The 22423-nt window shown below is 75.4% G+C and carries 20 protein-coding genes and 1 pseudogene; 11 read left to right on the top strand and 10 right to left on the bottom strand.

Going from position 1 to position 22423, the window contains the following annotated elements; all coding sequences use genetic code 11:
* Positions 1–223 precede the first annotated feature (223 nt).
* On the bottom strand, positions 224–421 hold the full coding sequence (locus tag ACH4B3_RS33165; protein WP_398469320.1) for a hypothetical protein: 198 nt from the start codon (positions 419–421) through the stop codon (positions 224–226).
* Between the two features lie 268 nt (positions 422–689).
* Between ACH4B3_RS33165 and ACH4B3_RS33160 the strand changes: the two genes are divergently transcribed.
* The 3 genes from ACH4B3_RS33160 to ACH4B3_RS33150 all read left to right on the top strand — a co-directional run bounded on the left by ACH4B3_RS33160 (position 690) and on the right by ACH4B3_RS33150 (position 3139).
* Positions 690–1046 carry a DUF6204 family protein gene (locus ACH4B3_RS33160; RefSeq protein ID WP_398469318.1) on the top strand — a complete coding sequence of 119 codons (357 nt, stop codon included), beginning with the start codon at positions 690–692 and terminating at the stop codon, positions 1044–1046.
* 319 nt (positions 1047–1365) lie between these two features.
* Positions 1366–2721, top strand: a complete 1356-nt coding sequence (locus tag ACH4B3_RS33155; RefSeq protein WP_398469316.1) for an MFS transporter — start codon at positions 1366–1368, stop codon at positions 2719–2721.
* Between the two features lie 61 nt (positions 2722–2782).
* Positions 2783–3139, top strand: a complete 357-nt coding sequence (locus ACH4B3_RS33150) for an ArsR/SmtB family transcription factor (RefSeq protein WP_398469314.1) — start codon at positions 2783–2785, stop codon at positions 3137–3139.
* Between the two features lie 251 nt (positions 3140–3390).
* Here the strand turns inward: ACH4B3_RS33150 and ACH4B3_RS33145 are convergent, their stop codons facing one another.
* On the bottom strand, positions 3391–4344 hold the full coding sequence (locus ACH4B3_RS33145; RefSeq protein WP_398469312.1) for a LysR substrate-binding domain-containing protein: 954 nt from the start codon (positions 4342–4344) through the stop codon (positions 3391–3393).
* A gap of 109 nt (positions 4345–4453) precedes the next feature.
* Between ACH4B3_RS33145 and ACH4B3_RS33140 the strand changes: the two genes are divergently transcribed.
* The 4 genes from ACH4B3_RS33140 (at position 4454) to ACH4B3_RS33125 (ending at position 8245) form a co-directional block, all read left to right on the top strand.
* Positions 4454–4858 carry a DUF4345 domain-containing protein gene (locus ACH4B3_RS33140; protein WP_398469311.1) on the top strand — a complete coding sequence of 135 codons (405 nt, stop codon included), beginning with the start codon at positions 4454–4456 and terminating at the stop codon, positions 4856–4858.
* 495 nt (positions 4859–5353) lie between these two features.
* The gene (locus tag ACH4B3_RS33135) at positions 5354–6376 is read left to right on the top strand and encodes an isopenicillin N synthase family dioxygenase (protein WP_398469309.1); all 1023 of its coding nucleotides are present in this window, start codon (positions 5354–5356) and stop codon (positions 6374–6376) included.
* 150 nt (positions 6377–6526) lie between these two features.
* Positions 6527–6997, top strand: coding sequence for a hypothetical protein (locus tag ACH4B3_RS33130; protein ID WP_398469307.1), 471 nt, complete (start codon positions 6527–6529; stop codon positions 6995–6997).
* Positions 6998–7066: 69 nt separating this feature from the next.
* The gene (locus tag ACH4B3_RS33125; protein ID WP_398469305.1) at positions 7067–8245 is read left to right on the top strand and encodes a PP2C family protein-serine/threonine phosphatase; all 1179 of its coding nucleotides are present in this window, start codon (positions 7067–7069) and stop codon (positions 8243–8245) included.
* 37 nt (positions 8246–8282) lie between these two features.
* On the opposite strand, the gene lysA is transcribed toward ACH4B3_RS33125, so the two are convergent.
* Together lysA and ACH4B3_RS33115 are read right to left on the bottom strand one after the other, a co-directional pair.
* The gene (lysA, locus tag ACH4B3_RS33120) at positions 8283–9617 is read right to left on the bottom strand and encodes a diaminopimelate decarboxylase (RefSeq protein WP_398469303.1); all 1335 of its coding nucleotides are present in this window, start codon (positions 9615–9617) and stop codon (positions 8283–8285) included.
* Complete coding sequence (locus ACH4B3_RS33115; protein WP_398469301.1) at positions 9614–10045, bottom strand: SAV_915 family protein; 432 nt, start codon at positions 10043–10045, stop codon at positions 9614–9616. Before ACH4B3_RS33115 ends, lysA begins: the two co-directional genes overlap by 4 nt.
* A 268-nt stretch (positions 10046–10313) precedes the next feature.
* Here ACH4B3_RS33115 and ACH4B3_RS33110 point away from each other — a divergent pair, with 268 nt between their 5' ends.
* From ACH4B3_RS33110 to ACH4B3_RS33100, 3 genes are all read left to right on the top strand, one after another.
* Complete coding sequence (locus tag ACH4B3_RS33110; RefSeq protein ID WP_398469299.1) at positions 10314–10724, top strand: PPOX class F420-dependent oxidoreductase; 411 nt, start codon at positions 10314–10316, stop codon at positions 10722–10724.
* 419 nt (positions 10725–11143) lie between these two features.
* Entirely contained in the window at positions 11144–11872 is a 729-nt protein-coding gene (locus ACH4B3_RS33105) for a helix-turn-helix domain-containing protein (RefSeq protein ID WP_398469298.1), read from the top strand.
* A 62-nt stretch (positions 11873–11934) separates the two neighbouring features.
* Positions 11935–12993: a methyltransferase gene (locus ACH4B3_RS33100; RefSeq protein WP_398469352.1), complete on the top strand. Its 1059-nt coding sequence runs from the start codon at positions 11935–11937 to the stop codon at positions 12991–12993.
* Between the two features lie 275 nt (positions 12994–13268).
* Here the strand turns inward: ACH4B3_RS33100 and ACH4B3_RS33095 are convergent, their stop codons facing one another.
* From ACH4B3_RS33095 to ACH4B3_RS33070, 6 genes are all read right to left on the bottom strand, one after another.
* Positions 13269–14618, bottom strand: coding sequence for a hypothetical protein (locus tag ACH4B3_RS33095; protein ID WP_398469296.1), 1350 nt, complete (start codon positions 14616–14618; stop codon positions 13269–13271).
* A 325-nt stretch (positions 14619–14943) separates the two neighbouring features.
* Positions 14944–15642 carry a DUF5825 family protein gene (locus ACH4B3_RS33090; protein WP_398469294.1) on the bottom strand — a complete coding sequence of 233 codons (699 nt, stop codon included), beginning with the start codon at positions 15640–15642 and terminating at the stop codon, positions 14944–14946.
* A gap of 126 nt (positions 15643–15768) precedes the next feature.
* Complete coding sequence (locus tag ACH4B3_RS33085; RefSeq protein ID WP_398469292.1) at positions 15769–17685, bottom strand: RiPP maturation radical SAM C-methyltransferase; 1917 nt, start codon at positions 17683–17685, stop codon at positions 15769–15771.
* A gap of 298 nt (positions 17686–17983) precedes the next feature.
* The gene (locus ACH4B3_RS33080; protein ID WP_398469290.1) at positions 17984–19918 is read right to left on the bottom strand and encodes an alpha/beta hydrolase family protein; all 1935 of its coding nucleotides are present in this window, start codon (positions 19916–19918) and stop codon (positions 17984–17986) included.
* 590 nt (positions 19919–20508) lie between these two features.
* Positions 20509–21183: an HAD family hydrolase gene (locus ACH4B3_RS33075; protein ID WP_398469288.1), complete on the bottom strand. Its 675-nt coding sequence runs from the start codon at positions 21181–21183 to the stop codon at positions 20509–20511.
* Between the two features lie 392 nt (positions 21184–21575).
* Positions 21576–21836 (bottom strand): DUF5133 domain-containing protein, encoded by a 261-nt coding sequence (locus ACH4B3_RS33070; RefSeq protein WP_398469286.1) that lies wholly within the window; start codon positions 21834–21836, stop codon positions 21576–21578.
* A 493-nt stretch (positions 21837–22329) separates the two neighbouring features.
* On the opposite strand from ACH4B3_RS33070, the pseudogene ACH4B3_RS33065 reads away from it, so the two are divergent.
* Positions 22330–22423 (top strand): annotated as a pseudogene (locus ACH4B3_RS33065) (electron transfer flavoprotein subunit beta); the annotation flags it as partial.

Raw genomic sequence — 22423 nt, 5'->3', positions numbered from 1 at the left:
GGCGGAGAAGGGTCCGACGGGCGGTGGCCCGCGGTCGGCGGAAGTGCGGAACCCTCGCGCGGCGCGGCCCGGCGTCACCGGCTCGGCACCCGCGGCCCGGCGGCGGGGGCCGAGCGGCGGCCGTGCCCGACGCGCGCCCCGGAGCCGCCCGCCCGCCGGCGGCGGGCGAACGGCGGGGTCGTGGGCGGAGACGGAGAGCGGGGCGCCGGCGTCCCCGGGGGTGCTACGGCAGGTACACCTCGATGGCCGCCGCTCCCTTCTCCTCCAGGAGCCGCCTGGCCCGCTCGATGCGCTCCGGAGTGGGGTCGCGCCCGGAGACGAGGACCAGGTCCTCGGGATCGATCGGCTGTTCGCTGCCGGTGCGGATCTCCGGGGCCCGCTGTCCGCGTCTCGGCTGCCCGTACTCTTCGCGGTTGCCCATGTGTGACTCCTCGGGTCTGGTCCGGGGCAGTCCTGCTCCCCTCAGTATCGGGGGCCCGGCCCGTTCTCTCCTGTTCAGATCCCGGCCCGCCCGCGCCGGCCGGAGCAGGCGGGGCCGCGGTCCCGGCGGGCACGGGCCCTGGCCCGGTCGCGCCGCCGGCCGCCGTCCCGTCCGGGCGGGGAACCGGCGCTCCGCCGCTCCTTCCGCGCGCCGCACCACCGCCGTAAACGCGTGGCGGCACAGGGTTCCCGGCGGCTACCTTCCGGGCATGCCGACCCGTACCTTCCGCATCACCGTCCGCGGCGTCTTCGACGGCCTCGAGCCCGGGCAGCGAGCCGAACTGCTGGCCCGTGCCCCGGAACACGACGTGCTGCACGCGGCGTTCACCCCGGAGGGGCACCTCTGCTACGACCTCGCCGCCCGACCGGCCTTCACCTTCCGCTTCCAGGACTCCGGCGAGGCGGCGGAGGACATCCTGGCCGCGACCGAACGCGCCGAGACCGCCGCCCGGGCCTGGCTGACCGAGCGCGGATACGGCTACAAGAACCTCCGGTCCCAGGCCGCGGACCTGTCGCAGGCACCGCTGGGCGCACGGCAGCGGCGCGACGCCCGGAGGAACGGCTGAGCGCCGGGCCCCCGACCTCGTCCTGCCCGCCGGCGACGGACCGGGGCTGCGGCGCCTGACGGACCCGGTGCGCGCCCGAACGGAGAGCTGAGCCCCGGCCCCGTTTCCCGGGCGGGCCGGCGCGCCCGTGGCCTCGCCGCGCCACCGCCTCCGCCGAGCCCCCGCGGGGTGTGAACCCGCGGGGACGCCCCGGCCCCACCGGACACCCGGCCCGGCCCGGGCCCGCGCGCGGGCCCCACTCCACATGCCCATCAGGTGCATTCATGCGCACATGTTGTCTATCGTGGCGGGGTCAGGGTTCCGGGCACCGGGAGGACGCATGCCGGCCGTGCCGCGCGATCGCCGATACCGCCGCCTGTTCACCGCGCAGGTGATCGCACTGGTGGGCACCGGGCTGGCCACGGTGGCGCTGAGTCTGCTCGCCGACGACATCGCCGGCCCGGACGCCGGGTCCGTACTGGGCACCGCGCTGGCGATCAAGATGGCGGCCTACGTCGGGCTCACTCCGGTCATCAGCGCGCTCGCGCACCGCCTGGCGCCGCGGCCCGTGCTGGTGGCCGCGGACCTGATCCGGGCCGCGGTGGCCCTCGCCCTGCCGTTCGTGACCGAGATCTGGCAGGTGTACCTGCTGATTTTCCTGCTGCAGGCCGCCTCCGCCACCTTCACCCCGGCCTTCCAGGCCCTGATCCCCCGCGTACTGCCCGGGGAGGAGGACTACACCCGGGCGCTGTCCCTGTCCCGGCTGGCGTACGACCTGGAGGTCCTGCTCAGTCCGGTGCTGGCCGCCGCCCTGCTCGCCCACGTCACCTACGGCGGCCTCTTCCTGGGCACCGTGGCGGGGTTCCTCGGCTCGGCGGCCCTCGTCCTGGCGACGGCGCTGCCGCCCCCCTCCCCCGGGCCGGCCGGCGGCGGCGGTTTCGCGGCACGGACCACCCGTGGCGCGCGGCTGATCCTCGCCACCCCACGGCTGCGCGCGCTGCTCGCGCTGAACCTCGCGGTCGCCGCCGCCGGCGCCATGGTGCTGGTCAACACCATCGTCTACGTGCGCGGTCACCTCGGCCGCGCCGCCTCCGACGTGCCCACGGCGTTCGGCGCGTACGGCGCCGGTTCCGTCCTCAGCGCGCTGCTGCTGCCCCGGCTGCTGCGCCGGACCACCGATCGCACGCTGATGCTGACCGCCGGACTGCTCTCCGCCGGACTGCTCACCGCGCTGGCCGCCACCACCTGGGCCGGCCCGGCCGGCTGGTCGTGGCCGGCGCTGCTGGCCCTGTGGGCGGGGTTCGGTGCCACCGGCTCGCTCATCATGACCCCCACCGGCCGGCTGGTCCGCCGGTCGGCCGGTGCCGGTGACCTCACCGCCGTCTTCGCCGCCCAGTTCTCGCTGTCTCACGGCTGCTGGCTGTTCACCTACCCGCTGGCCGGCCGGCTGGGCGCCGCCGCCGGCCTGACCGCCACCGCCCTCGCCCTCGCGGCGGTGGGCCTCGGCGCGGCACTGCTCGCGTGGCGGCTGTGGCCCACGGGCGATCCCTCCCGCATCCCGCATGTGCACAGCGTCCTGGGCCATGAGCACCCCCACCTGGCCGGCGCGCGCCCGGTGGGCGGCGGGTGGGAGCACACCCACCACTTCGTCATCGACGACCTGCACCGGAGGTGGCCGCTGCGGCCCGCCGGCTGACCGTTCCCGCACCGGCCCGTGGGTGGGGCCCCGCCCACGGCGGGCGGCCTACCATGTGCGCATGAGCGCACGCATGCACTCGGCAGGTGCACATCCCTCGCAACACGTGGACAACGGCGAGCGGCTGGACACCGCCGCGGCCGTCCTCGCGCTGCTCGCCGACCGCACCCGGCTGGCGCTGCTCCAGCGCCTCACCGAAGGCGAGGCGGACGTCGCCACGCTGACCGCCGCGTGCGGCGCCGCCCGCCCGTCGGTCAGCCAGCACCTGGCCAAACTCCGCCTCGCCGGACTGGTGGCCACCCGCAAGGACGGCCGGCGGGTGGTCTACGCGCTCAAGCACGGCCATCTCGAACGCCTGGTCACCGAGGCGCTGAGCGTCGCCGACCACCAGCTCGGTCAGCTCCCGCCGCACGCCTAGCTGTACTGCCCGGGCCGCACCCGGGCGGCGCCACCGAAGGCCGGTGAACGGCGGCGGGGCGGATCCCGCGTCGCGGCGGGTCGGCGGACCGGCAGGTCCCGCGCCGCCGCCGTCGTCCGGGCGCCGTTACGGGCGGCGGGAGGTCGGGAGGTAGACGACGAGTCGGCCGGCGGACCGTCGCGCGAGCGTCCCGGCCGGGCCGCCGGCCAGCGGGCGCCGGGATCGGGCACCGGCGCCGGGCGGCGGCGCCGTCACCGGGCCGGCGGGTGCCACCAGCGGGGGTCCGGGCCGGGTCCCGCGGTCCGGGCCAGGCCGGCGGCGGTGCGGCGGAGGGCCGCGACGCCCGGGACGTCGCGGCGGGCGGCCGCCCAGGCGAGCACCGCGGTGCACGGCGGCGCGTCGGCCAGGTCGACGTACCCGATGCCGGGGCGCGGGAACAGCTCGCGGCACGCCGCCGACACGATACGGATGCCCTGGCCGCGGCTGACCGCGGAGAGGCTGGACTCGAAGGTGGTCGCCGCGTGTGCGGTGTGGGTCACCGGGGTCCCGTCGGGGCGCGGGTCGGCGGCCCAGAAGTCGCGCCAGTCCCGGTGCACGGCGGGCGCGAGTCCGACCACGGGCAGGTGCGCCAGTTCGGCCAGGGACACCGCGTCCCGGCCGGCCAGCGGATGGGTGTCCCACAGGCAGACCGCCCGCGGCTCGGTCGCCAGTCGCAGGGTCTGGACGCCCGGTGGCACGGGGGCGTAGCACAGCACGGCGTCCACCCGGCCGTCCAGCAGCGCGCCGGACTGCTCGACGAAGTCCACCTCGCGCGGCACCACGTCCAGCCCGGGGTGGTCCCGGCGGACCCGGGTGACCAGTTCGGTGATGACGGGCAGGGCGGTGACGTAGCAGCCGAGGACCACCCGCCCGGAGACCGAGCGGGCCTGGTCGGCGACGGCACGGCGCAGGGCGTCGGCGCTGTCCGCCACGGCCCGCATCCGGGGCAGCAGCGCCTCCCCGGCGGCGGTCAGCCGGACGCGCCGGGTGGAGCGCTCCACCAGGGCGGTCCCGAGCTGCTCCTCCAGCCGCCGGATCTGCCGGCTCAGGGCGGGCTGGCTGATGTAGAGCCGCGCGGCCGCGCGGCCGAAGTGCAGTTCCTCGGCGAGCACCAGGAAGAGTCGCAGCCGGTGCACGCTCGGATCGGACAGGGCCGCGTGATCCATACCCGGCACGGTATCAATCGGCCGCCGGTGCGCATCGGTTGCGGCTTCCGTGCGCCACCGCCGCGGCCGAGGATGGAGGCCGGACCCGGTACCGGAGAAGGGAGCGGAGATGTCGTCGCGGGACGCGTTCCGGGGAACGCTGGCGGTGCTCGGGCTGATCGTGGTGGGCACCGGTGTGCCGGACGTGGTGGCCGGTCCGGGGGCGGTGCCCGGGAGCCACGACGTCGGGGCCACTCTGGACAGCAACTACCGCTTCTTCGCCGGGGTCTGGTGCGCCCTGGGCCTCGCGCTGCTGGCGGCCGCGCGCCAGCCGGAGGAGCACGCCCCGGTGCTGCGGGCGGTCTTCGGCGCGGTGTTCGCCGGCGGGCTGACGCGCGGGGTGTCCTGTGTCGCGGTCGGCACGCCGCACGCGCTGTACGCCTCCTTCATCGCGGTGGAGCTGCTGCTGCCGCCGCTGCTGATGCTCTGGTACGGCCGCCTGCCGGCCGCCCGGGAGCGGACGGTCGCGGTGTAGCGGGAGGTGTTCGGGGGTGTCCGGGGCGGCCGCGCAGGGGACGGCCGCCCCGGCTCCCTTCCCCGACCGGAACGGCGGCCTTCCCCCGGACTTGACTTCCCCCGGGCTTTCCCCGGACTTTCCCCGGGCCGGAACGGCGGCGCCGCGGACCGCCGGGGCCGCGGGCGGGCCGGGAGGGCCACCGCGCGAGGGGCGGCACCGTCCGTGATCAGCGTCACCGGCGGGTCCCGGCCACCTGGCAGTAATCTGTCGGACATGGTTCCGCTCGTACGCCGTCGCCACGTGGACTTCGTCCGCGTCACGAGCATGTCCTGTCCGCACATCGGCTGACGTGCGTCTGTGGGCCGCCCGCCGCCGGGCCAGGCCCCCCTTCCCCCCTCTCTCAGCTCTCTCAGCCCGTACCCGGTACCGCCGGCTCGCCGCACCACGGCCTGCCGCCGCAGCGGGCCCGCCCATCGGCGGGCTCCGCCGGGTCCTCCTCCCGCGGATGTGTCCATGTCTTCCCAGCAGCTGCCCGTGATCGACCTCTCCGCTGCCTCCGGCGGTCCGCGCGAACGCGCGGAACTGCACTCCCGGCTCCACTCGGCCGCCCATGACGTGGGCTTCTTCCAGCTGACCGGCCACGGCGTGACCGAGGCCGAGACCGCCGCCCTGACCCGCGCCATGCGGGACTTCTTCGCGCTGCCGGAGGCCGACCGGCTGGCGATATCCAACCTCTCCTCGCCGCACTTCCGCGGCTACACCCGGACCGGGGACGAGCACACCGCCGGCAGCCGGGACTGGCGTGACCAGCTCGACATCGGTGCGGAGCGGCCGCCGCGGGTGCCCGGCCCCGGGGAGCCGGCGTACTGGTGGCTGGAGGGCCCCAACCAGTGGCCCGCGGCGCTGCCCGGGCTGCGCGCCACCGCGCTGGGCTGGATCGACCGGCTGGCCGGCGTGGCCGGCCGGCTGCTGCACGAACTGCTGGCGGCGATCGGCGCGCCACCGGACTTCTACGACCACGCCTTCGGCGACGAGCCGCATCTCCATCTGAAGCTGGTGCGCTACCCGGGCCGGGCCCCGGACGGTGCCGACCAGGGCGTGGGCGCCCACAAGGACTACGGCTTCCTCACCCTGCTGCTCCAGGACCGCATCGGGGGGCTCCAGGTGGAGCGGTCGGACGGCCGGTTCCACGACGTGCCGCCGCTGCCCGGCGCCTTCGTCGTCAACCTGGGTGAGCTGCTCGAGGTGGCCACCGACGGCTACCTCAAGGCCACCCACCACCGGGTGGTGAGCCCGCCCGGCGGGCGGGAGCGGTTCTCCGTGCCGTTCTTCTACAACCCCCGGCTGGACGCGCGGATCGAGCCGCTGCCGTTCCCGCACGCGCGGCACGCGCCGGGGGCGACCCGGGACCCGGCCAATCCGCTCTTCGCCGAGTACGGCCGCAACGAGCTCAAGGGCTGGCTGCGGGCGCACCCCGGCGTCGCCCGCCGCCACCACGCCGGCCTGCTGGAGCGCGCCCCGGTCCCGGTCGGGTGAGCGGGCAGGGCTCCCCCGCGCGGGCCGGTGTGCCCGGCCCGCGCGGGGCAGGGGCCGGCGGCACACACCGGTGACCGGTCTGTGTGCGTTTGACATGGTTCGGGCGGATGGCACGGTGGTAGGGAGACAACTGTCATCGGGAGGTCCGGCATGGGATCCGGTTCGGCATGGCGATCCGTGGCACGGCAACTGCCCCTCAGGCTCACCGTGGGCGCGTTCATCCTCAACTCCGGCCTGTCGAAGCGGGCCGCCGACCAGGCCGCCGCCGAGCAGATGCAGCAGTTCGCCGCGGGCACCTATCCGGCCCTGGGCGCGATGGACGCCCAGCGGTTCGCCCGTCTGCTCTCCGCCGGGGAACTCGCCGTCGCCGCGGCGCTGCTGCTGCCGGTGGTCCCCGCCGCCGTGGCCGGAGGCGCGCTGACCGCGTTCTCCCTCGGGACGCTCGGGCTCTACCTGCGGACCCCCGGTATGCGCGAAGAGGGCGGCCTGCGCCCGACCGAGCAGGGCATCCCGCTGGCCAAGGACGTGTGGATGCTCGGCGTCGGCCTCTCCCTGCTCGCCGAGGGCGGGACCAGGCGGCGCGGGCCCGGGCCGGCCGCCTGGTACCTCGTCCACCACTGACCGGACCGGAGCCGGTCGGCGGCGGGCAGGGCGGCCGGGGACCGGGACCACGCGGTGCAGGGAGGCGCCATGGAGCTGCGGCGACCCCCCGGGCCGCGCCGGTGGCCGTGGCTGACCGGCTCGGTCGCGGTGCCGCTGCTGCTCATCCTGCTCGTCACCGTCGTCGACATCCTGGCACCGCCCGAGGTCCATCTCGGGCCCTTCCTAGTCGCCGCCCCCGCCATCGCGGCGTCGTTCTGCGGCCCGCGGATGACGGCGTTCATCGGGGTGCTCGCGGTCGCCGCGCAGGCGGTGGTGGCCATCGTGCGCACCAGCCTGGTCGATCTCAACCACACCCTCCAGATCACCGCGTTGATCCTGATCTCCGCGATCGTGACCTTCTTCGCCCATCTGCGGGAGCGGCACGAGAGACAGCTGACCCAGCTCAGGTCGGTGGCCGAGGCCACCCAGGGGGTGCTGCTGCGGGCGCTGCCGCAGCGGATCGGCCCGCTGCGGGTGGCATCCGTCTACCTGGCCGCCGAGGCCGAGGCGCAGATCGGCGGCGATCTGTACGCGGTCGCCCGGACCGCCCGGGGCACCCGCCTGATCATCGGTGACGTCCGGGGCAAGGGCCTGGAGGCGATCGGGGACGCCGCTCTGGTGCTCGGGGCGTTCCGCGCGGCCGCCCACCGGCAGGCGGAGCTGCCGGTGCTGGTCGGCCATCTGGAGGGGGCCGTCTCCTCCGACCTGACCGACCCCGGGGGATCCCGCCAGGAGGGCGCCGACCCCGGGGAGACGTTCATCACCGCGGCGGTCCTGGACGTCCCGGACACCGGATCGACCCTGACCCTGGTGAACTGCGGCCACCCCCCTCCGCTGCTGCTGCGGGACGGCCGGGTCACGCCGCTGGAGGTGAGTCGCCCCGCCCTGCCGCTGGGCCTCGCCGAGTTCGCCCCGTCCGAGCTGGTGGTGGAGTCCTTCCCGTTCCGCACCGGTGATCTCGTCCTGCTCTACACCGACGGGGTCATCGAGGCACGCGACCGGAACGGGGCCTTCTATCCGCTGGTCGACCGGATGACCGCCTGGCCGGGAGGGGAGCCCGACGCCCTCCTGCGATACCTCTGCCGGGACCTGGTGGCGTACTCCGGCGGTGTGCTGGACGACGACGCGGCCATGGTCGCGGTCCGGCGGTCGGCGGGCGGGCCCGTCGCCGCCGCGGGCCCGGCTCCGGAGGCGGCCGCGACCCGGCCGGGGCGGGACGACCGGTGACCGTCCGACGGCCGCCCCGCCCCGCCCCGGGCCGGTCTCACAGGCCCACGTCCCGGTCGCGGATGTCGGCCGGCGACTCGCGCCGTACCAGCAGGCGGGCCCGGCCGCCGGCCACGGCGACCACGGGCGGGCGGCCGACGAGGTTGTAGCCGGAGGCCATGGAGAGGTGGTAGGCGCCCGCCACCGGTACGGCGATCAGGTCGCCGGGACGCACGTCGCCGGGGAGTGCCACGTCAGCGGCGAGCACGTCGCCGGCCTCGCAGTGCCGGCCGACCACGGTCACCGGGCGCTGACCGGCCGCACCGGCCCGGCCGATCAGCCGGGGTGCGTACCGCGCCCCGTACAGCGCGGGCCGCGGGTTGTCGCTCATCCCGCCGTCCACCGCCACGAAGGTGCGCTCGCCGGTGCGTTTGACGGCGAGGACGCGGTAGAGGGCGACCCCGGCCGGGCCCACGATCGCCCGGCCCGGCTCGATGATCAGGCGGGGCACCGGCAGCCGGGCGGCCGCGCAGCTCTCGGCGAGTTCCGCGCGGACCCTCCGGGCCAGCCGGGTCAGGTCCAGTGCCTTGTCCTGCGGCCGGTAGGCGATGCCGTGACCGCCGCCCAGGTCGAGCTCGGGCAGGGTGACGCCGTGCTGGTCCCGCACCCGCGCCAGCAGCCCCACCATCCGGCGGACGGCCGTGAGATAGGGCCTGACGAGGGTGATCTGCGAGCCGAGGTGGCAGTGGAGCCCGGTCAGTTCCAGCTGCGGCAGCCCCAGGATGCGGGCGATGGCGTGCTGGGCGTGGCCGTCGGCCACGGACAGGCCGAACTTCTGGCCGTCCGTGCCGGTGCGGATCTTGTCGTGGCCTCCGGCGCTGATGCCGGGCACGATCCGGACCAGGACCCGCTGGTGGCCGTCGCGGCCGACCTCGGCGGCCAGCCGGGCGATCTCGGAGGCGCTGTCGATCACGATGCGCCCCACGCCCAGCCGCAGCGCGGTCCGCAGGTCGTGCGGCGACTTGGCGTTGCCGTGCAGCACGATCCGCTCCGGCGGGAAGCCGGTGGTGACCGCGAGTTCCAGTTCGCCGGCGGAGCAGACCTCCAGGCCCAGTCCCTCCTCGTCCACCCAGTGGGCCATGGCCCGGCACAGGAACGCCTTGGCGGCGTAGACCACGTCCGCCTCGGGGAAGGCGTGCCGGTAGGTGCGGCAGCGCTCCCGCACCTCGCCTTCGTCGAGTACGTAGAGGGGGGTGCCGAAGCGGTCGGCGAGCCCGGCGAGCGGCACGCCGCCCACCGAGAGGTTCCCGCGGGACCGCTCGGCCGCCGAGGCGGGCCATACGGACAGGCCGCCGCCGGTGCCGAGGGCCGGGGGTTCGCGCACCGTGGTCACCGGGCGATCTCTTCCCGGCCGCCCCGTCGGGCCGGCCGCTCGGTGCGGGTGGCGCTCCCGGTCGCCCGGAGCCCCGCTCCGGTGCGCGGGCCGGGGCCGTACGCCGGGCCGGCGTACGGCGCCGTGGACTGCCCGCCCCCGGCGGGGGGCGCGGTCAGCTGCGGGTCCACCGTGACGGTGGTGACGCCGAGCGGTGCGGTGAGCGCGCGCAGCGCGGGGGCGGCGAGCCGGATCCAGGCCTGGCCGGGGCCGAGCGCCGCGGTCAGCAGGTCCCGGCTGGTGAAGCCGACCGCGGTGCGGCCGCCGCGAGCGGTGCGGAACAGGCGCGCGGCGCACGCCGTGGGGCCCGGCCGGACCGGGACGTAGAGGGGTCCGGCCGGGAACCGTTCGAAGGGTTCCGGATCGTCACCGCAGGTGTGGTGGGTCATGGGATGCCTCCTGGAGGATCCGCGGATGAGCGTCGGGCGGGTGGGTGTCCCGGCACCGGGGACCGGGCCGGGGCGGTGCGCCGAACGTATGCCCGCTGAACGGCGTTTCCCGACGCCTCATGACGTGACACTGACGGCGATCGGTGCTTTTCTGACGGGATTTCGACGTGTGGGGCGGCACACCGGGGCTCTGGGCGGGGCTCGCGGGCCCGGGCCGGGCGGGCAAAGCCGTCGACGGTGGCGGCCCGGACGACCTAGGGTCACGCGCATGACGGTTTCACTGAGCGATGGCGCGCGAAGGCTCCTGGACGATCCCCACCCCGCGGTGCTGGGCACGGTCAACCCCGACGGGAGCCCTCAGACGTCCGTCGTCTGGGTCGCGAGGGAAGGGGACGAACTGGTCGTCTCCACCGAGGCGGGCCGGCGCAAGGAACGGAACATCGCACGGGACCCCCGGGTGAGCCTGACGGTCTACGACCGTGCCGACCCCCTCCGGTACCTGGAGGTGCGCGGGGTGGCCACGGTGACCGAGGACCTCGGCCGGCGGGTGGCCGTCCGGCTGGCGGAGGAGTACGAGGGGGCGGGGGCGGGTGAGGAGTACCGCCGGCTCCCGCCGGAGGTGGTGCGGGTGGTGATCCGGATCGAGCCCCGCCGGGTCGTGGGGACCGCGGCCGGCTGACCCGCCGGACCGCGGCGCCGGCCGCGGCCGGTCGGGGCCCCGTCGGGTGACGCGCCGGCCGGCCCGGCGCCGCCCGGCGCGGTCTCCGACGGACGCGCGTCGTCGAGGGCCGGAGGGCCCGTCGGTCACTCCGGGCGTCGGACGGCACCACACATCGACCGACCATCCCGACGCGGGCTCCCTGGTGGCCGCGACTCCCCGGTGGCCGCACGGGGTTCCGCGCGTCGGCCCGCGGAACTTTCTTCCAAGACGGGGCGGCTCGGGTCCGTCAGGGTGGGGGCATGCACAGCGACGAAGTGGATGCCGAGGCCGGAGCCGTGGCATTGGCCGCGGACCATGGGTCCGGCGGTGACCGTGGAGCCGACAGCGGTTGGGAAGTGGCGCGGCCCGGCGACGCGCCTGCCGTTGCCGGTGTCCGGATGGCCGGCTTCCGGGATCGCGTCGGCCGGGCACTGGACCTGCGGGTGCTGCCCCAGCCTGCCGTGGTCGTCGTCATCGGTCTGGGAAACGACCCGTTCACGGTCGAAGGCGGCACCGCGCAACGACCCGCGACGCGCCCGAACCCGCACCCGAGCCTGGTCGCGTCGTTGTCGCCCGGTCCCGCGCGGATCCGCGGCCGGGACGTCGAGTGCATCGAGATGTGCCTGTCGCCCGGCACCGCTTACGCGCTGCTGGGTGTGTCGCCGCACGAACTGGCGGGAGCGGTCGTCGGCCTGGAGGACCTGTGGGGGCGGCAGGAACGGCAGCTCCGCGAACGGGTGGCCGCCGCCACCGCATGGCAGGAACGCTTCGCGCTGGTCGGCGAGTTCCTCGCCCGCCAGGCCGCCCGGGGCCCGTCGATCACACCCGAGGTCGCCGGTGTGTGGGACACGATCGTGGCGCACAGGGGCCGGGTGCGGGTGGCCGAACTCGCCGCGTCCTGCGGGTGGAGCCGCAAGCGGCTGTGGTCCCGGTTCAGCGCCCAGATCGGCCTCACTCCCAAGCGCGCCGCCATGCTCGTCCGCTTCGACCACGCCGCCCAGGCCCTGCGCGCGGGCGGGAACACCGCCGACATCGCCCTGGCGCACGGATACGCCGACCAGTCCCACCTCCACCGCGACGTCCTCGCCTTCGCCGGGTGCACGCCCACCGCTCTGGCCGGCCTCTGACCCGTACCCCCGGACATCACCATCACCCACCACGACGAGTAAGGAAGTCATCCGTGAGCACCATGGACACAGCTGCTGCCCGAGAGGCCATGGCCGACCGAGGTCTGATCGTCCGACTCGCCTTCGGCAGCATGGCCGCGCAGACCCTGCGCGCCGCGGTACGGCTCGGAGTCTTCGACCTGGTCGGTGACGGCCCGCGCCCGGCCGGCGAGGTGGCCGCCGCCGCGGGAGCCGAGCACCAACCCATGACGAGGCTGTTGCGCGCCCTCGCCGGCCTGGGCCTGATGGAGGAGCACGAACCCGACGCGTTCTCGGTGACTCCCGCCGGCGCCCTTCTCGGTTCCGGCCGCCCCGACTCGCTCGTCTCGTTCGTCCGGATGTTCACCGACCCGGCGATCGTGCGGGCCTGGGATGGACTGGACGACAGCGTCCGAACCGGCGGCATCGCGTTCGACGCCGTCTTCGGCACCGACTTCTTCAGCCACCTCGGCCGACACCCCGAGCTGTCCGCCGACTTCAACGCGGCGATGAGCCAGGCCTCCGCGGAGACGGCCGCCGTGCTGCCGCACGCCTACGACTTCGGCCGCTTCACCTCGGTCACCGACGTCGGCGGCGGCGACGGAAGCGTCCTGGCCGGCGTGCTCGCCGCGCACCCGGCGCTCACCGGTGTCCTCCACGACACCGAGGACGGCCTGGCCCAGGCACCGCGGACGCTGGACCGGCACGGGATGGCGGACCGCTGTTCCCTGTCCGCGGGCGACTTCTTCCGCTCCGTTCCCGGCGGCTCGGACCTGTACCTGATCAAGAGCGTCCTGCACGACTGGTCGGACGATCAAGCGGTCACGATCCTCGGCCACTGCCGCGAGGTACTGCCGCCCGGCGGCCGCGTCCTGATCGTGGAGCCGGTGCTTCCCGAGGTCGTCGGTACCGTCGGCGCCGCGCACGCCGCAGACGACGGGATCACTTACCTCAGCGACCTCAACATGCTGGTGAACCTGGGCGGGAGGGAACGTACCCGCAAGGACTTCGAAGAGGTGTGCCACCGCGCGGGACTGTCCGTCGTGTCGGTGACGCCGCTGGAGGCGGCCCCCTTCTATCTGATCGAGACCGTGGCCCGCTGACCCACGAGCGCGCACCGGTGCCGCGGGGCCGGCCGACCCGCGGCACACCGCCCGCGGGCGCCTCTCGCACCGCCGGGCGGAGATCTTCCGGCTGCCCTACGAGGAGAAGGCCCCCGGCCCGGGACTCGCGGTGTACGTCAACCGGACGGCCGTTCTCGGCTTCTTCCTGGTGGTGGCCGCGCTGCGGCACAACGCCAGGTCTCCTCCCGGCTCCACGGCCAGGAGGGCCATGGGGCCGGCCGCCGGCACGCCGGCGGCCGGCCGTTCCGTGCGACTCAGGCCGCGGGGCCGGTCCGGGCCGTCCCGGAGCCGACGGCGGTGCCGATCTCCAGCCGCCAGCCGGTGAGCAGGTCCGCGGCGACCCCCGGCCAGCGGCGGGCCAGCCGCTGCTCGGCCACCCGCTGGGTGAACGAGGACGCGACGATGCGGCGTGCCCGGTCCGGCTCGTCCCGCAGCAGGCGCTGGTACGCGGGCAGTGTGTCGGCGGTGATGTAGGCCCACCGCTCCTCGGTCCGCGCGAGGTTGAAGCGCGGCAGTGAGGTGGTCAGGTGGATGGCCGTCGTCCTGCCGCCGAGGGTGATCTCGTCGCTGAGGACCAGCGGGGCGTACTTGCCGGGGGTTCTGGTTCCGGGTATCGAGGCGGCCCCGCCGACGGTCATCCCGTAGGTCACGGCGGCGCCCACCGGACCGTCGTGCCGGTACATCTGGTCCCACTGCCCGGCGATGATCTGGTTCTGCTCGCGGGCGAGCAGCGCGGTGTTGCCGCGCCGGACGCCGCCGGGCTCCCCGGTGGCGATGTCACGCCACGCGGCGACCGCGTCGTCGTCGATGAGACCGGCCGCCCGCAGTTCCTCGACCGCGCTCAGGCCGCCCCCCAGATACGCGGTGTGCATGGCGCCCTGGTCCATGAAGATGTGCTTCTGCATGGCGAGGAACTTCGCCTCGTACCAGCGGAGTTGCTCCGAGGGAAGGGCGGTCCGGGCCTCGGTGAGCTGCCGGACGTCGTACGGCAGCGCCGCCCGCACCTCGGTCGGCAGTTCCGCGACCTTCCCGGAGACCAGACCCGCGACGTCGGCCATCGCGTCCAGGTCCTCGAAGCCCGCGGTGAAGGCGGGGCCGATCATGTTGGCCATGCCCGCCCACTGCATCTGCGGGTGGTCCAGGAAGAGTCTGCCGTAGAACCCGTACACCGCGGCCACGGTGTCCTCGTTGGCGTCGACGCCCCGTCCCGGGTCCCAGGTGGTCAGGTCGATTCCCGCGTCGTCCGCGGCCCGCACCAGCCAGTACTGCCACAGCAGTGCGGCGTAGCGGGTGGGGGCGACGCCGTCGGCGCGGGCCCGGGTCAGCCATGACTCCAAGGTCGCCCGGTCGGCGGGGAGTTCGGGGTGGACGCCGCCGGTGAGTTCGCCGTCGGCGTTGGTGAGGGGCAGGTCGAGCGGCGGTGCGGAGGCCGGCGACGCGTGCGGGGCCTCGGCGGCCGGGGACGCGGTGGGGCCGTGCCGCGGCGCCGGTGGCGCGGCGGTCGCCGTTCCGGACACACCCAGTGCGAGGAGGGTTCCGATCGCGGCCGCGGCCGCTGTGTTGCGTCTGATCGCCGTGCTCCGTGTTCTCTTGTCGAGGGACACCCACCGGAGTTGACGTGTCCGGCCCCGTCGAACATCTGAACTGGACTGAGGCTGCGCGGAATCGTAGCCAATGCGCCACGGCGTCACAACGAGATCCGGAGGCGGGGCCGCGACACCTCGCGGGGCCCGCGCCGCCCCTCCACGGTGGTGACGGCCGAAGGCGCGGGCCGCGGCGGCGTCCGGCCGGGCGGCGGGGGCCTCGGCCCGCGGCGGGGCCCGGCCCACGGCGCCGGGACACGGCTGCCCGGCGCCGGGGGTCGGGGTGCCCGACGCCGGGAGTCGGCGGGCCGGCGCCGGGAGTCGGCGGGCGGCGGCGCCGCGGGGGTCACACCGTCATGGACTCCTGGAGCCACCGCCGCACCCGGTAGGGCAGCCACCAGACCAGTTCCCCGGCCTCGCCGACCAGTCGTTCCGTCCGCAGGTCGGCGAGGATCTCCGGGTCCACCCGCCGGGCCGGCACCCCGTGCTCCAGCAGGGCGATCGCCTCCTGGTACTCGGGCTCCGCCACCGTGAACCGGCGCAGGTCTCCCCACCGGCGGTCCCGGATCTGCACGAAGCCGGGGCCCCGGCGCCACAGGCACTTGCAGAGGTAGTGCTGGTGCCGCCACTCCTGGAGGGCGGCGGCCGGATCGGCCGGTCCGGTGAGGTCCAGCGGCGGCTGGAGGTGGTTCAGCGCCCGCCACTGCTCGGGGTCCTCGTCCGCCAGCGCCAACCGCCATTCGACCAGCACCGCGTGCGCGGTCAGGTCGCGGACCAGACACAGGGCTCGCACCGCCCGCGCGGCGGCGGCCGGGTCCGCCGCGGCGCGGGTCAGGTCCACGGATTCGGGCAGCCGCACCCGTCGGGCGCCGAGCCGCCACAGCCGGTCCGCCTCCTCGGCGGCCCGGCCGGTGAGCGGAAGTTCGCCCAGGTCCATGCCCGGCAGGCGGCAGGCGTCGGGGTCGTAGTCGCGCCAGGCGAGCACCGGCAGCGGATGGTCCGGTGCTGCGGGGTCCGCGGCCGGCGGGGTGGTCGTGGTGCTCATCCGGGGTCGCTCCTCCTGCGTCGGGGGCCGGCGCGGTGCGCCGGGCGGGCGGCGGCCGGTGGCGGCCGGAGTGGTCGGTCGGGGGCGGGTGCGGGGCGCCGGGCGAGGGAGGCGCCGGGCGGGCGGTCAGACCTGACCGGCCGGCTCCGGGGTCCGCTGCGGCGTGGCGTGGGTGTGGCGCATGAAGTACAGCCGCAGCAGGTCCTCGTTGACGGCGGCCGGCGCGATGTGGACGTACTGCCCGCCGTCGGTGAACACCAGCCCGAGGCCCAGCCACTCCTCCAGCAGTGCAGCGACCTCCGCCTCCTCGACGGCCCGGCCGGGCAGCCGGCCGCGGAGTTTGCGGGTCAGCGCGGTGACCGCGTGCGGCTGGTCCAGCAGTCGGAACACCTCCAGCTGCAGGGGGTCGGTCAGCTCCCGCGCACCCCAGTCGAACAGCCGCCGCCGGCTGACCAGGACGATGCGGTCGCCCAGGTCGGAGTAGGTGAGCCGGCTGTCGGCGTTGTGCTTCTTCCAGGCCGCCAGCGCGTCGTTCAGGGCGTCCACGGTGTGCTGGCCGATGCCCCGCTCCGGGGCTTCGAAGACGTACGCGAGGTCGTACAGCTCCGCTTCGGGCAGGTCGTAGGTGAACCGGTAGTGCGCCTCCGGGCGCAGGCCGGAGAAGCCGAGCTCGGGCCGGTTGAAGTAGGGGCTGAAGCGCTCGATGGCGATCCGCGCGGAGAGGTCCACCGGCGGGTTCAGGTGCTCCAGCGCGGGGATCTGGGCGATCACCGGGTCGTAGTCGGCCTCCGTCTCCCCCGGGAAGCCGTGCAGGTAGTTCCAGGCGACGGAGAGTCCGGTCTCGGCGCCGTCGCGGAGCATCCGCACGTTCTGGCAGCCGCTGACGCCCTTGTCCATCAGGTTCAGCACCCGGCTGTTGAGGCTCTCGATGCCCGGCTGGACGTAGATCAGCCCGGCGTCGGCGAGGGTGCGCAGCTGGGCGCGGCGCATGTTCGCCTTGATCTCGATGTGCAGCCGCAGGTCGTGGCCGCTTTCGATGATGCGGGGCAGCACCGTGGTCAGGTAGCCCATGTCGAGGATGTTGTCCACGACGTACATGTCGAGCACCCGGTGCCGCCGGGAGAGTTCCGTGATCTCTTCGTAGAAGGTGTCCGGGCTCTTGCTGCGGAACTGCATGAACGATCCGTTGAGGCCGCAGAACGTGCAGTGGTGCTTCTCCCCCCACCAGCACCCGCGGGCGCCCTCCACCACGAGTTTGGGCTCCACCCAGGCCCGGGCTTCGGAGGTGGCGAGCCGTTCGAAGTAGCCGGTGTAGTCGGGCGGCAGGATGGCGGCCGGGGGCAGCGGCCTGGTGCTCATCGGGTTGGCGACACTGGCGCCGTCCGGCCCCCGGTGGCACAGCCCGGGGATGCCGTCGAGCGCGGTGCCCTCCCGGAGCGCGGTGAGCAGGGCGGGAAAGGCCGCCTCTCCCTCACCGCGCACCACGTGGTCCACGAAGGGGAAGTTGCGGTGGGTGGCGGCGCCCTGCTCGGCGTCGCAGTTGGCACCGCCGAAGACCGTCACGATGTGCGGCGCCAGCGCCTTGACCTGCCGTGCCGCGGCCAGCGCGGCGGTGTTCTGCTGGAAGGTGGAGGTGAATCCGACGACGTCCGGGTTCTCGGCGACGATCCGCTCGGCCGTCTCCCGGACGAACTCCGGCACGATCCGGTGCAACTGGCAAGACTTTTCCAGCCGCGACGCGCGCACTTTCCCGGTCAGCGTCGAGGTGAACTCCTCCACCCGCCACTCGGGGTCGTCGTACAGCGCCGAGGAGAACACCCAGTCGCCGCATCCCAGGAAGTACGAGGACAGCGCGTAGTACTCGTAGTCCTGGCAGGTGAAGGGGGTACGGGCGGTGATCCAGTCGGTGAAGTCCACATTGGCGTGCAGCACGTCGGCACGGGCGCCGGGCACCCGCTCGTCGACGCTGCGTTTGAGGATGCCGAGCGCGAGGGACGGCAGATCGATCGGAGACCAGGGCATGTTGACCAGCAGGACGCGCATGACGGCTCCTCGGCACGAAGGACAGGCAAGGGAAACAAGTGGGCGGGGGAACGGCAGCGGCGGCCGCCGGGCGCGGGGCGGGCCCGCCGCCGCGGTGCCCGCGGGGTGCCGCGGCGGCGCACCCGGCGACCGGCCCGGGCCGGCCCGAAGGCCGGACCCGGACCGGCCGGGGCTCACTCCTCCTCGCTGTCCTCCGCGGTGCGGAACGGCACGGTGACGGTGATCCCGACGCTCGGCGAGCGGTTCTCCTCGTCGCCCGCGAGCGGGTCGTTCTGGATGATGTCCTTCTGCACGGCTGCTACCTCCTCTCCGTGTCCCGGCCGGTGGTGCCGGCGTCGGTGGTGCGGTCACCGGGAGCGCCGGCGGCGTGGCCGCTCCCGTCTTCTCCCCCGTGACCTTCGGTACGGGGAGTTCGGTGGGCCTCCCGCCGCGGGCCGTGCAGGCCCCGGCCGAGGAAGGCCATCGCCCGGCGCAGGACGGCGACGTGGTCGCCGCCGAGATAGCCGTCGTGGCCGGAGTCCAGCCACATCGCCTCGTGCGGGACCCCGGCGGCGGTGAGCGCCGCCAGGTACGCACGGACCTGTCCGGGCGGGCATTTGGTGTCCCGGGTGCCGGCCACCACCAGCAGCGGTGCCCGCACCCGGTCGGCGTAGCGCAGCGGTGAACTGCGGGCGTAGCGTTCCGGGACCTCCTCGGGGGTGCCGCCGAAGAGGGCCTCGTCCAGGGCGCGCAGCGCGGGGGTGCCGGAGCGGTGGGCCAGCGCGCAGTCGGCCACCGGCTTGACCGCCACCCCGGCCTGCCAGAGGTCGGGCCGGGTGCCCAGGGCGAGCAGCACCAGGTAGCCGCCCCAGGACGTGCCCCACAGCCCGATCGCGTCGGGGCGGGCCAGTTCACGGCGGATCAGGTCGGCGCGGACCGCGGCGAGGTCGGCGACCTGGGTGAGCCCGACGCCCTCGCGGTAGGCGGCCCGCCAGCGGGGGCCGTAGCCGGTGGAGCCGCGGTAGTTGACGCGGGCCACCGCGTATCCGGAGGCGACCAGGGAGTGCACCATCGGGTCGTAGGCGTCCCGGTCGTGGTCGGTGGGGCCGCCGTGCACCAGGAAGACCAGGGGCGGTCGGTCCGCGCCGGTGGCGGGCAGGCCGAGCAGGGTGTGCACCGGTCCGTCGGGCCCGTCGGTCCACAGCTCGGTGTGGCGGCCGGGGACCCGTCCCGCCGGGGCTCCGACGGTGGGCAGCGGGGTGCCGGCGGTGGAGCACAGCCGGGGCGGGGTGGCCGAGTCGGTCCACAGGTAGTGCACGTCGCCGTCGCCGCGCGGGGCGGCGTCCAGCACGGTGCCGGGCGGCGTCGGCACTGGCTCCAGAGTGCGGCGGTCGAGGTCGGCGGTGAACAGGTGGCTGCGGCCCCGGCGGTCCTGCCGCACCAGTACCCGGCGGCCGTCCGGGTACCAGCGGGCGGTGATCTCGGTGTCGAATCCGCACCAGGAGTGGGTGTGCAGGCCGCTGCCGGGGCTCCAGGTGGCCGGTGCGTAGCCGGTGCCGTGTTGGCGGACCAGCAGCAGTTCGGCCACCGGGCGATCCGGACCGGGCGCGGCCGATGCGGGGTCCGGGGCGGCGGGGGCGAAGCCGAGCGACCACACCCGGCCGTGGCGGCCGGAGAGCCGGGCCACCGGGGAGCCGTCGGTCCGGTACACCGTGACCGCGTCCGGCCCGGCCGCGGTCGTGGTGACGGCGAGCAGGCCGCCGTCCGCGGAGAGCCCGGCGAGCGCGGCCGCCCCGGCGACCCGGAGGACGAGGCGGGCGGTGCGGTCGGGGCCGCCGAGGTACACGCTCAGGCCGTCCGGACCGCCCAGGCCGACGGCGACCGTGTCACCGGCGGCGGCCAGGCCGCGCGGGGCACCGGCGGGTACCCCGGGCAGGGCGGGGCGGTCGGGGCCGCCGGGGAAGTCCTGGCGGCGCCAGATCCCGTGTCCGTCCCGGTCCTCGTCGAACCACCAGACCGCGGCGTCGGCCGCGACGGCGCAGTGCAGGGTGCCGTGCGGCCGGTCGGTGACCTGACGGGCCCGGCCGGTACGGGCGTTCCAGGTGAAGATCTCGCACCGCCCGCCGGCGTCACCGGTGAGGGCCATGCGGGCCGGGTCGGTGGGGCAGACCTCCGGGAGCACCGCCCGGTAGACCTTGAACCGCGGCTGGTCGGAGGTGTGGCGCGCCCCCGGGGCGGAGGCGGGGGCGCTCATCCGGACCTGCCCGGTGCCGGGCGGCGGGTGGCGGCCCGGGCGGCCGGGCCCCGCCCGGCGGTCGCGGGCGGCGGTGGCGCGCCGGTGGCGGGCGGCCGGACGGGCGGCGGCGGGACGGCGGGCGGCGGGGACGTCCCCGCGGCGGCCGCCATCACCGGCTCCGGCTCGGCACCCGCTTCTCAGGTCGTGGTGGTGGTGGACCGGCCGCGGCGCTCCGCGGTGCGGTGCCCGCGGGCGGGCCCGCCGGGACCGGTGCTCCGGCCGGCCGGGCCGCCGGGATCAGGAACGACGGCGAGCCGGAGACCCGGAATAAGGCTCTGCTTCCGTGTACACCGCTTCTTCGTTTCACTCCGGCCCCCCTGTCGAGCGCATCCCTCGCGGAGATCATGAAAACCAAATGATCATTAGCGAGCATTTGGTGAAGAACATGCGCATCAAGTGAAACTGCGCGGAGTCTAGCCAGGCGCCATCAAGCCCGGCAAGACCACACGCACAGCCGGAACACCCCCAAAGCGGTCCCCGCGTTCCTCCCCCAGGTCACCCCGTGGGCGGGCCCTGGAAACCCGGCCGGCGGCCGCGCCGGGCGAGGTTCAGCCGGCCGGCCCCGCGGGGGCCAGCGGGCCGTCCGCCAGGGTGCGCAGCAGATGGGCCGGATCGCGGTAGACCGCGGTGGCGCCGGCCTCCTCCAGGTCGGCCCGCGGGATGCCGCCGCTGAGCACCCCGACGCAGGTCACCCCGGCCCGGCTGCCGGCCCGCATGTCCCACACCGAGTCGCCCACGAACACCGCCCGCGACGCCGGCGCCCCGGCCAGTTCCAGCGCGTGGGCGACGGGCTCGGGGGCGGGCTTCCCGGCTGTCACGTCGTCCGAGCTCGCGGTGGCGGTGATCGCGTCGTCGGCGTCGAGGGCCCGGCGCAGCGCCGCCAGTTCCGGACCCCCGGCGGAGGTCGCGAGCACCACGCTCCAGCCGTCCTCGGCGAGCCGCCGCAGCAGCCGCCCCGCCTCCGGCAGCGCGGTCAGCCGGGCGAAGTAGGTCCCGTAGAGGGTGACGTGCGCGGCGCTGATGGCACCGTCCTGGTCCGGGTCGCGGTCGTCGCCCAGCAGATGGGCGACGAGATCGGCGGAAGCGAGCCCCACCGCGCGGTGGATGGCGTGCATCGGCACCTCGTGCCCGGCCTGGCGGAACGCCTCCCACCAGGCGGTGACATGCAGGTGGTTGGTGTCGACCAGGGTGCCGTCGACGTCGAACACGGCAGCCCGTGCCATGTGCTGTCCCTCCATCCCGAGGAGCCGCAATCCCGAGGAGCCGCCATCCCGAGGAGCCGGGCACCGGGGTGTCCGCGCCGGGCCGGGTGCGCAGCGGCCGTCCGGACCGCCGGGTCCGGGCCCCTGTCGCGCCGGACCGCGGGCCGTTGCGCCCACTCTGCCCGGCCGGCCGCTCCGGTGCAGCCGGAAGGCCGCCGGACGGGCCCGCCGCCGGCCGCTCGCCGCACCCCGGCCGACCGCGGCCGGTCCCGGCGCCGGGCCCCCGGCCACCGCGGCCGGTCCGGACGCCGGGCCCCCGGACGCCGGGGCCGGGCGGCGGCCGGGAGGGGAGGCCGGCACCGCGGCCGGGGAGCCGACGGCCCGGACGGGCGACCGGAGTCCGGACCGTCCGGTCAGTGGTCCGCGGTGGCCCTGCCCCGCGCCTCCCCGGTGGCCAGGAGCGAGTCGTCGGCGACCCGGGCACCGGGCAACCGGTGCCGGGCGGCGATCAGGGCGGCGTCGACGTCGCGGGTGCCGGTGGCGACGCACAGGGTGTAGGCGACGTCCTCCATCCGCTGCCGCACCTCCTCACTCCCCGACTCCGCGTGCAGCAGGGCGAGGGTCCGGTACTGCTCGATCGTCTTCCGCAGCACCGCGGGGTGAGCCATCAGCACGGCGTTCTCCTTCCACTCTTCACGACGGACGGCACGTCCACGGCGCCCGGCTACCCGGCGGCGGGCCGAGCATGTATGTCTCCCGGCCGGGGCCTCCGGGCGCCCCGCACATCCGGACGCCCCGGACGCCCCGGACGGGGCCGGCCGGCCCGGTCGGCCCCGGCGGCGGGCGCTGCCGCGGTGGGGTGCCAGAAGTCAGGGAACTCAGTGCCAGAAGGGCCACCACCTCGGAGAGGTGATCGACACAGCGCACCCCCACAAATACCCGCGAAGAGTCCCATACCCCATGATTCAGGGCCCTACGGAGACGTGACACCATGGCACTCGGTGTGCTTTATTGAGGGAACTCAGTGCCATGTAGTGGATGTAGCTCGCTCCGGGGCAGTGATCCTCCCGGGGCGGCCGCAACGCCGGATCACGAACCGCGGTCCCCGACCCGGCCCACGCCCCGGGTCACCGCCGCGCCCAGGAGCCATCAGAGAGGGAACAGCCCGTGAGCTTGAGGATCGTTGTCTGTGTGAAGTACGTGCCCGACGCCACCGGCGACCGGCATTTCGCCGAGGACCTGACCGTCGATCGGGACGACG

The sequence above is a fragment of the Streptomyces sp. NPDC018031 genome (assembly GCF_044327625.1).
Taxonomy (GTDB): Bacteria; Actinomycetota; Actinomycetes; order Streptomycetales; family Streptomycetaceae; genus Streptomyces.
The sequence above is the reverse complement of the archived record's forward strand: the minus strand, read 5'-3'. Positions and strand labels throughout refer to the sequence as shown.

Bases quoted from the DNA above. Each gene is read 5' to 3' on its own strand.
- ACH4B3_RS33165 (WP_398469320.1), bottom strand. From the start codon at position 421: ATGGGCAACCGCGAAGAGTACGGGCAGCCGAGACGCGGACAGCGGGCC.
- ACH4B3_RS33160 (WP_398469318.1), top strand. From the start codon at position 690: ATGCCGACCCGTACCTTCCGCATCACCGTCCGCGGCGTCTTCGACGGC.
- ACH4B3_RS33155 (WP_398469316.1), top strand. From the start codon at position 1,366: ATGCCGGCCGTGCCGCGCGATCGCCGATACCGCCGCCTGTTCACCGCG.
- ACH4B3_RS33150 (WP_398469314.1), top strand. From the start codon at position 2,783: ATGAGCGCACGCATGCACTCGGCAGGTGCACATCCCTCGCAACACGTG.
- ACH4B3_RS33145 (WP_398469312.1), bottom strand. From the start codon at position 4,344: ATGGATCACGCGGCCCTGTCCGATCCGAGCGTGCACCGGCTGCGACTC.
- ACH4B3_RS33140 (WP_398469311.1), top strand. From the start codon at position 4,454: ATGTCGTCGCGGGACGCGTTCCGGGGAACGCTGGCGGTGCTCGGGCTG.
- ACH4B3_RS33135 (WP_398469309.1), top strand. From the start codon at position 5,354: ATGTCTTCCCAGCAGCTGCCCGTGATCGACCTCTCCGCTGCCTCCGGC.
- ACH4B3_RS33130 (WP_398469307.1), top strand. From the start codon at position 6,527: ATGGGATCCGGTTCGGCATGGCGATCCGTGGCACGGCAACTGCCCCTC.
- ACH4B3_RS33125 (WP_398469305.1), top strand. From the start codon at position 7,067: ATGGAGCTGCGGCGACCCCCCGGGCCGCGCCGGTGGCCGTGGCTGACC.
- ACH4B3_RS33115 (WP_398469301.1), bottom strand. From the start codon at position 10,045: ATGACCCACCACACCTGCGGTGACGATCCGGAACCCTTCGAACGGTTC.
- ACH4B3_RS33110 (WP_398469299.1), top strand. From the start codon at position 10,314: ATGACGGTTTCACTGAGCGATGGCGCGCGAAGGCTCCTGGACGATCCC.
- ACH4B3_RS33105 (WP_398469298.1), top strand. From the start codon at position 11,144: ATGGCCGGCTTCCGGGATCGCGTCGGCCGGGCACTGGACCTGCGGGTG.
- ACH4B3_RS33100 (WP_398469352.1), top strand. From the start codon at position 11,935: ATGGACACAGCTGCTGCCCGAGAGGCCATGGCCGACCGAGGTCTGATC.
- ACH4B3_RS33090 (WP_398469294.1), bottom strand. From the start codon at position 15,642: ATGAGCACCACGACCACCCCGCCGGCCGCGGACCCCGCAGCACCGGAC.
- ACH4B3_RS33085 (WP_398469292.1), bottom strand. From the start codon at position 17,685: ATGCGCGTCCTGCTGGTCAACATGCCCTGGTCTCCGATCGATCTGCCG.
- ACH4B3_RS33080 (WP_398469290.1), bottom strand. From the start codon at position 19,918: ATGAGCGCCCCCGCCTCCGCCCCGGGGGCGCGCCACACCTCCGACCAG.
- ACH4B3_RS33075 (WP_398469288.1), bottom strand. From the start codon at position 21,183: ATGGCACGGGCTGCCGTGTTCGACGTCGACGGCACCCTGGTCGACACC.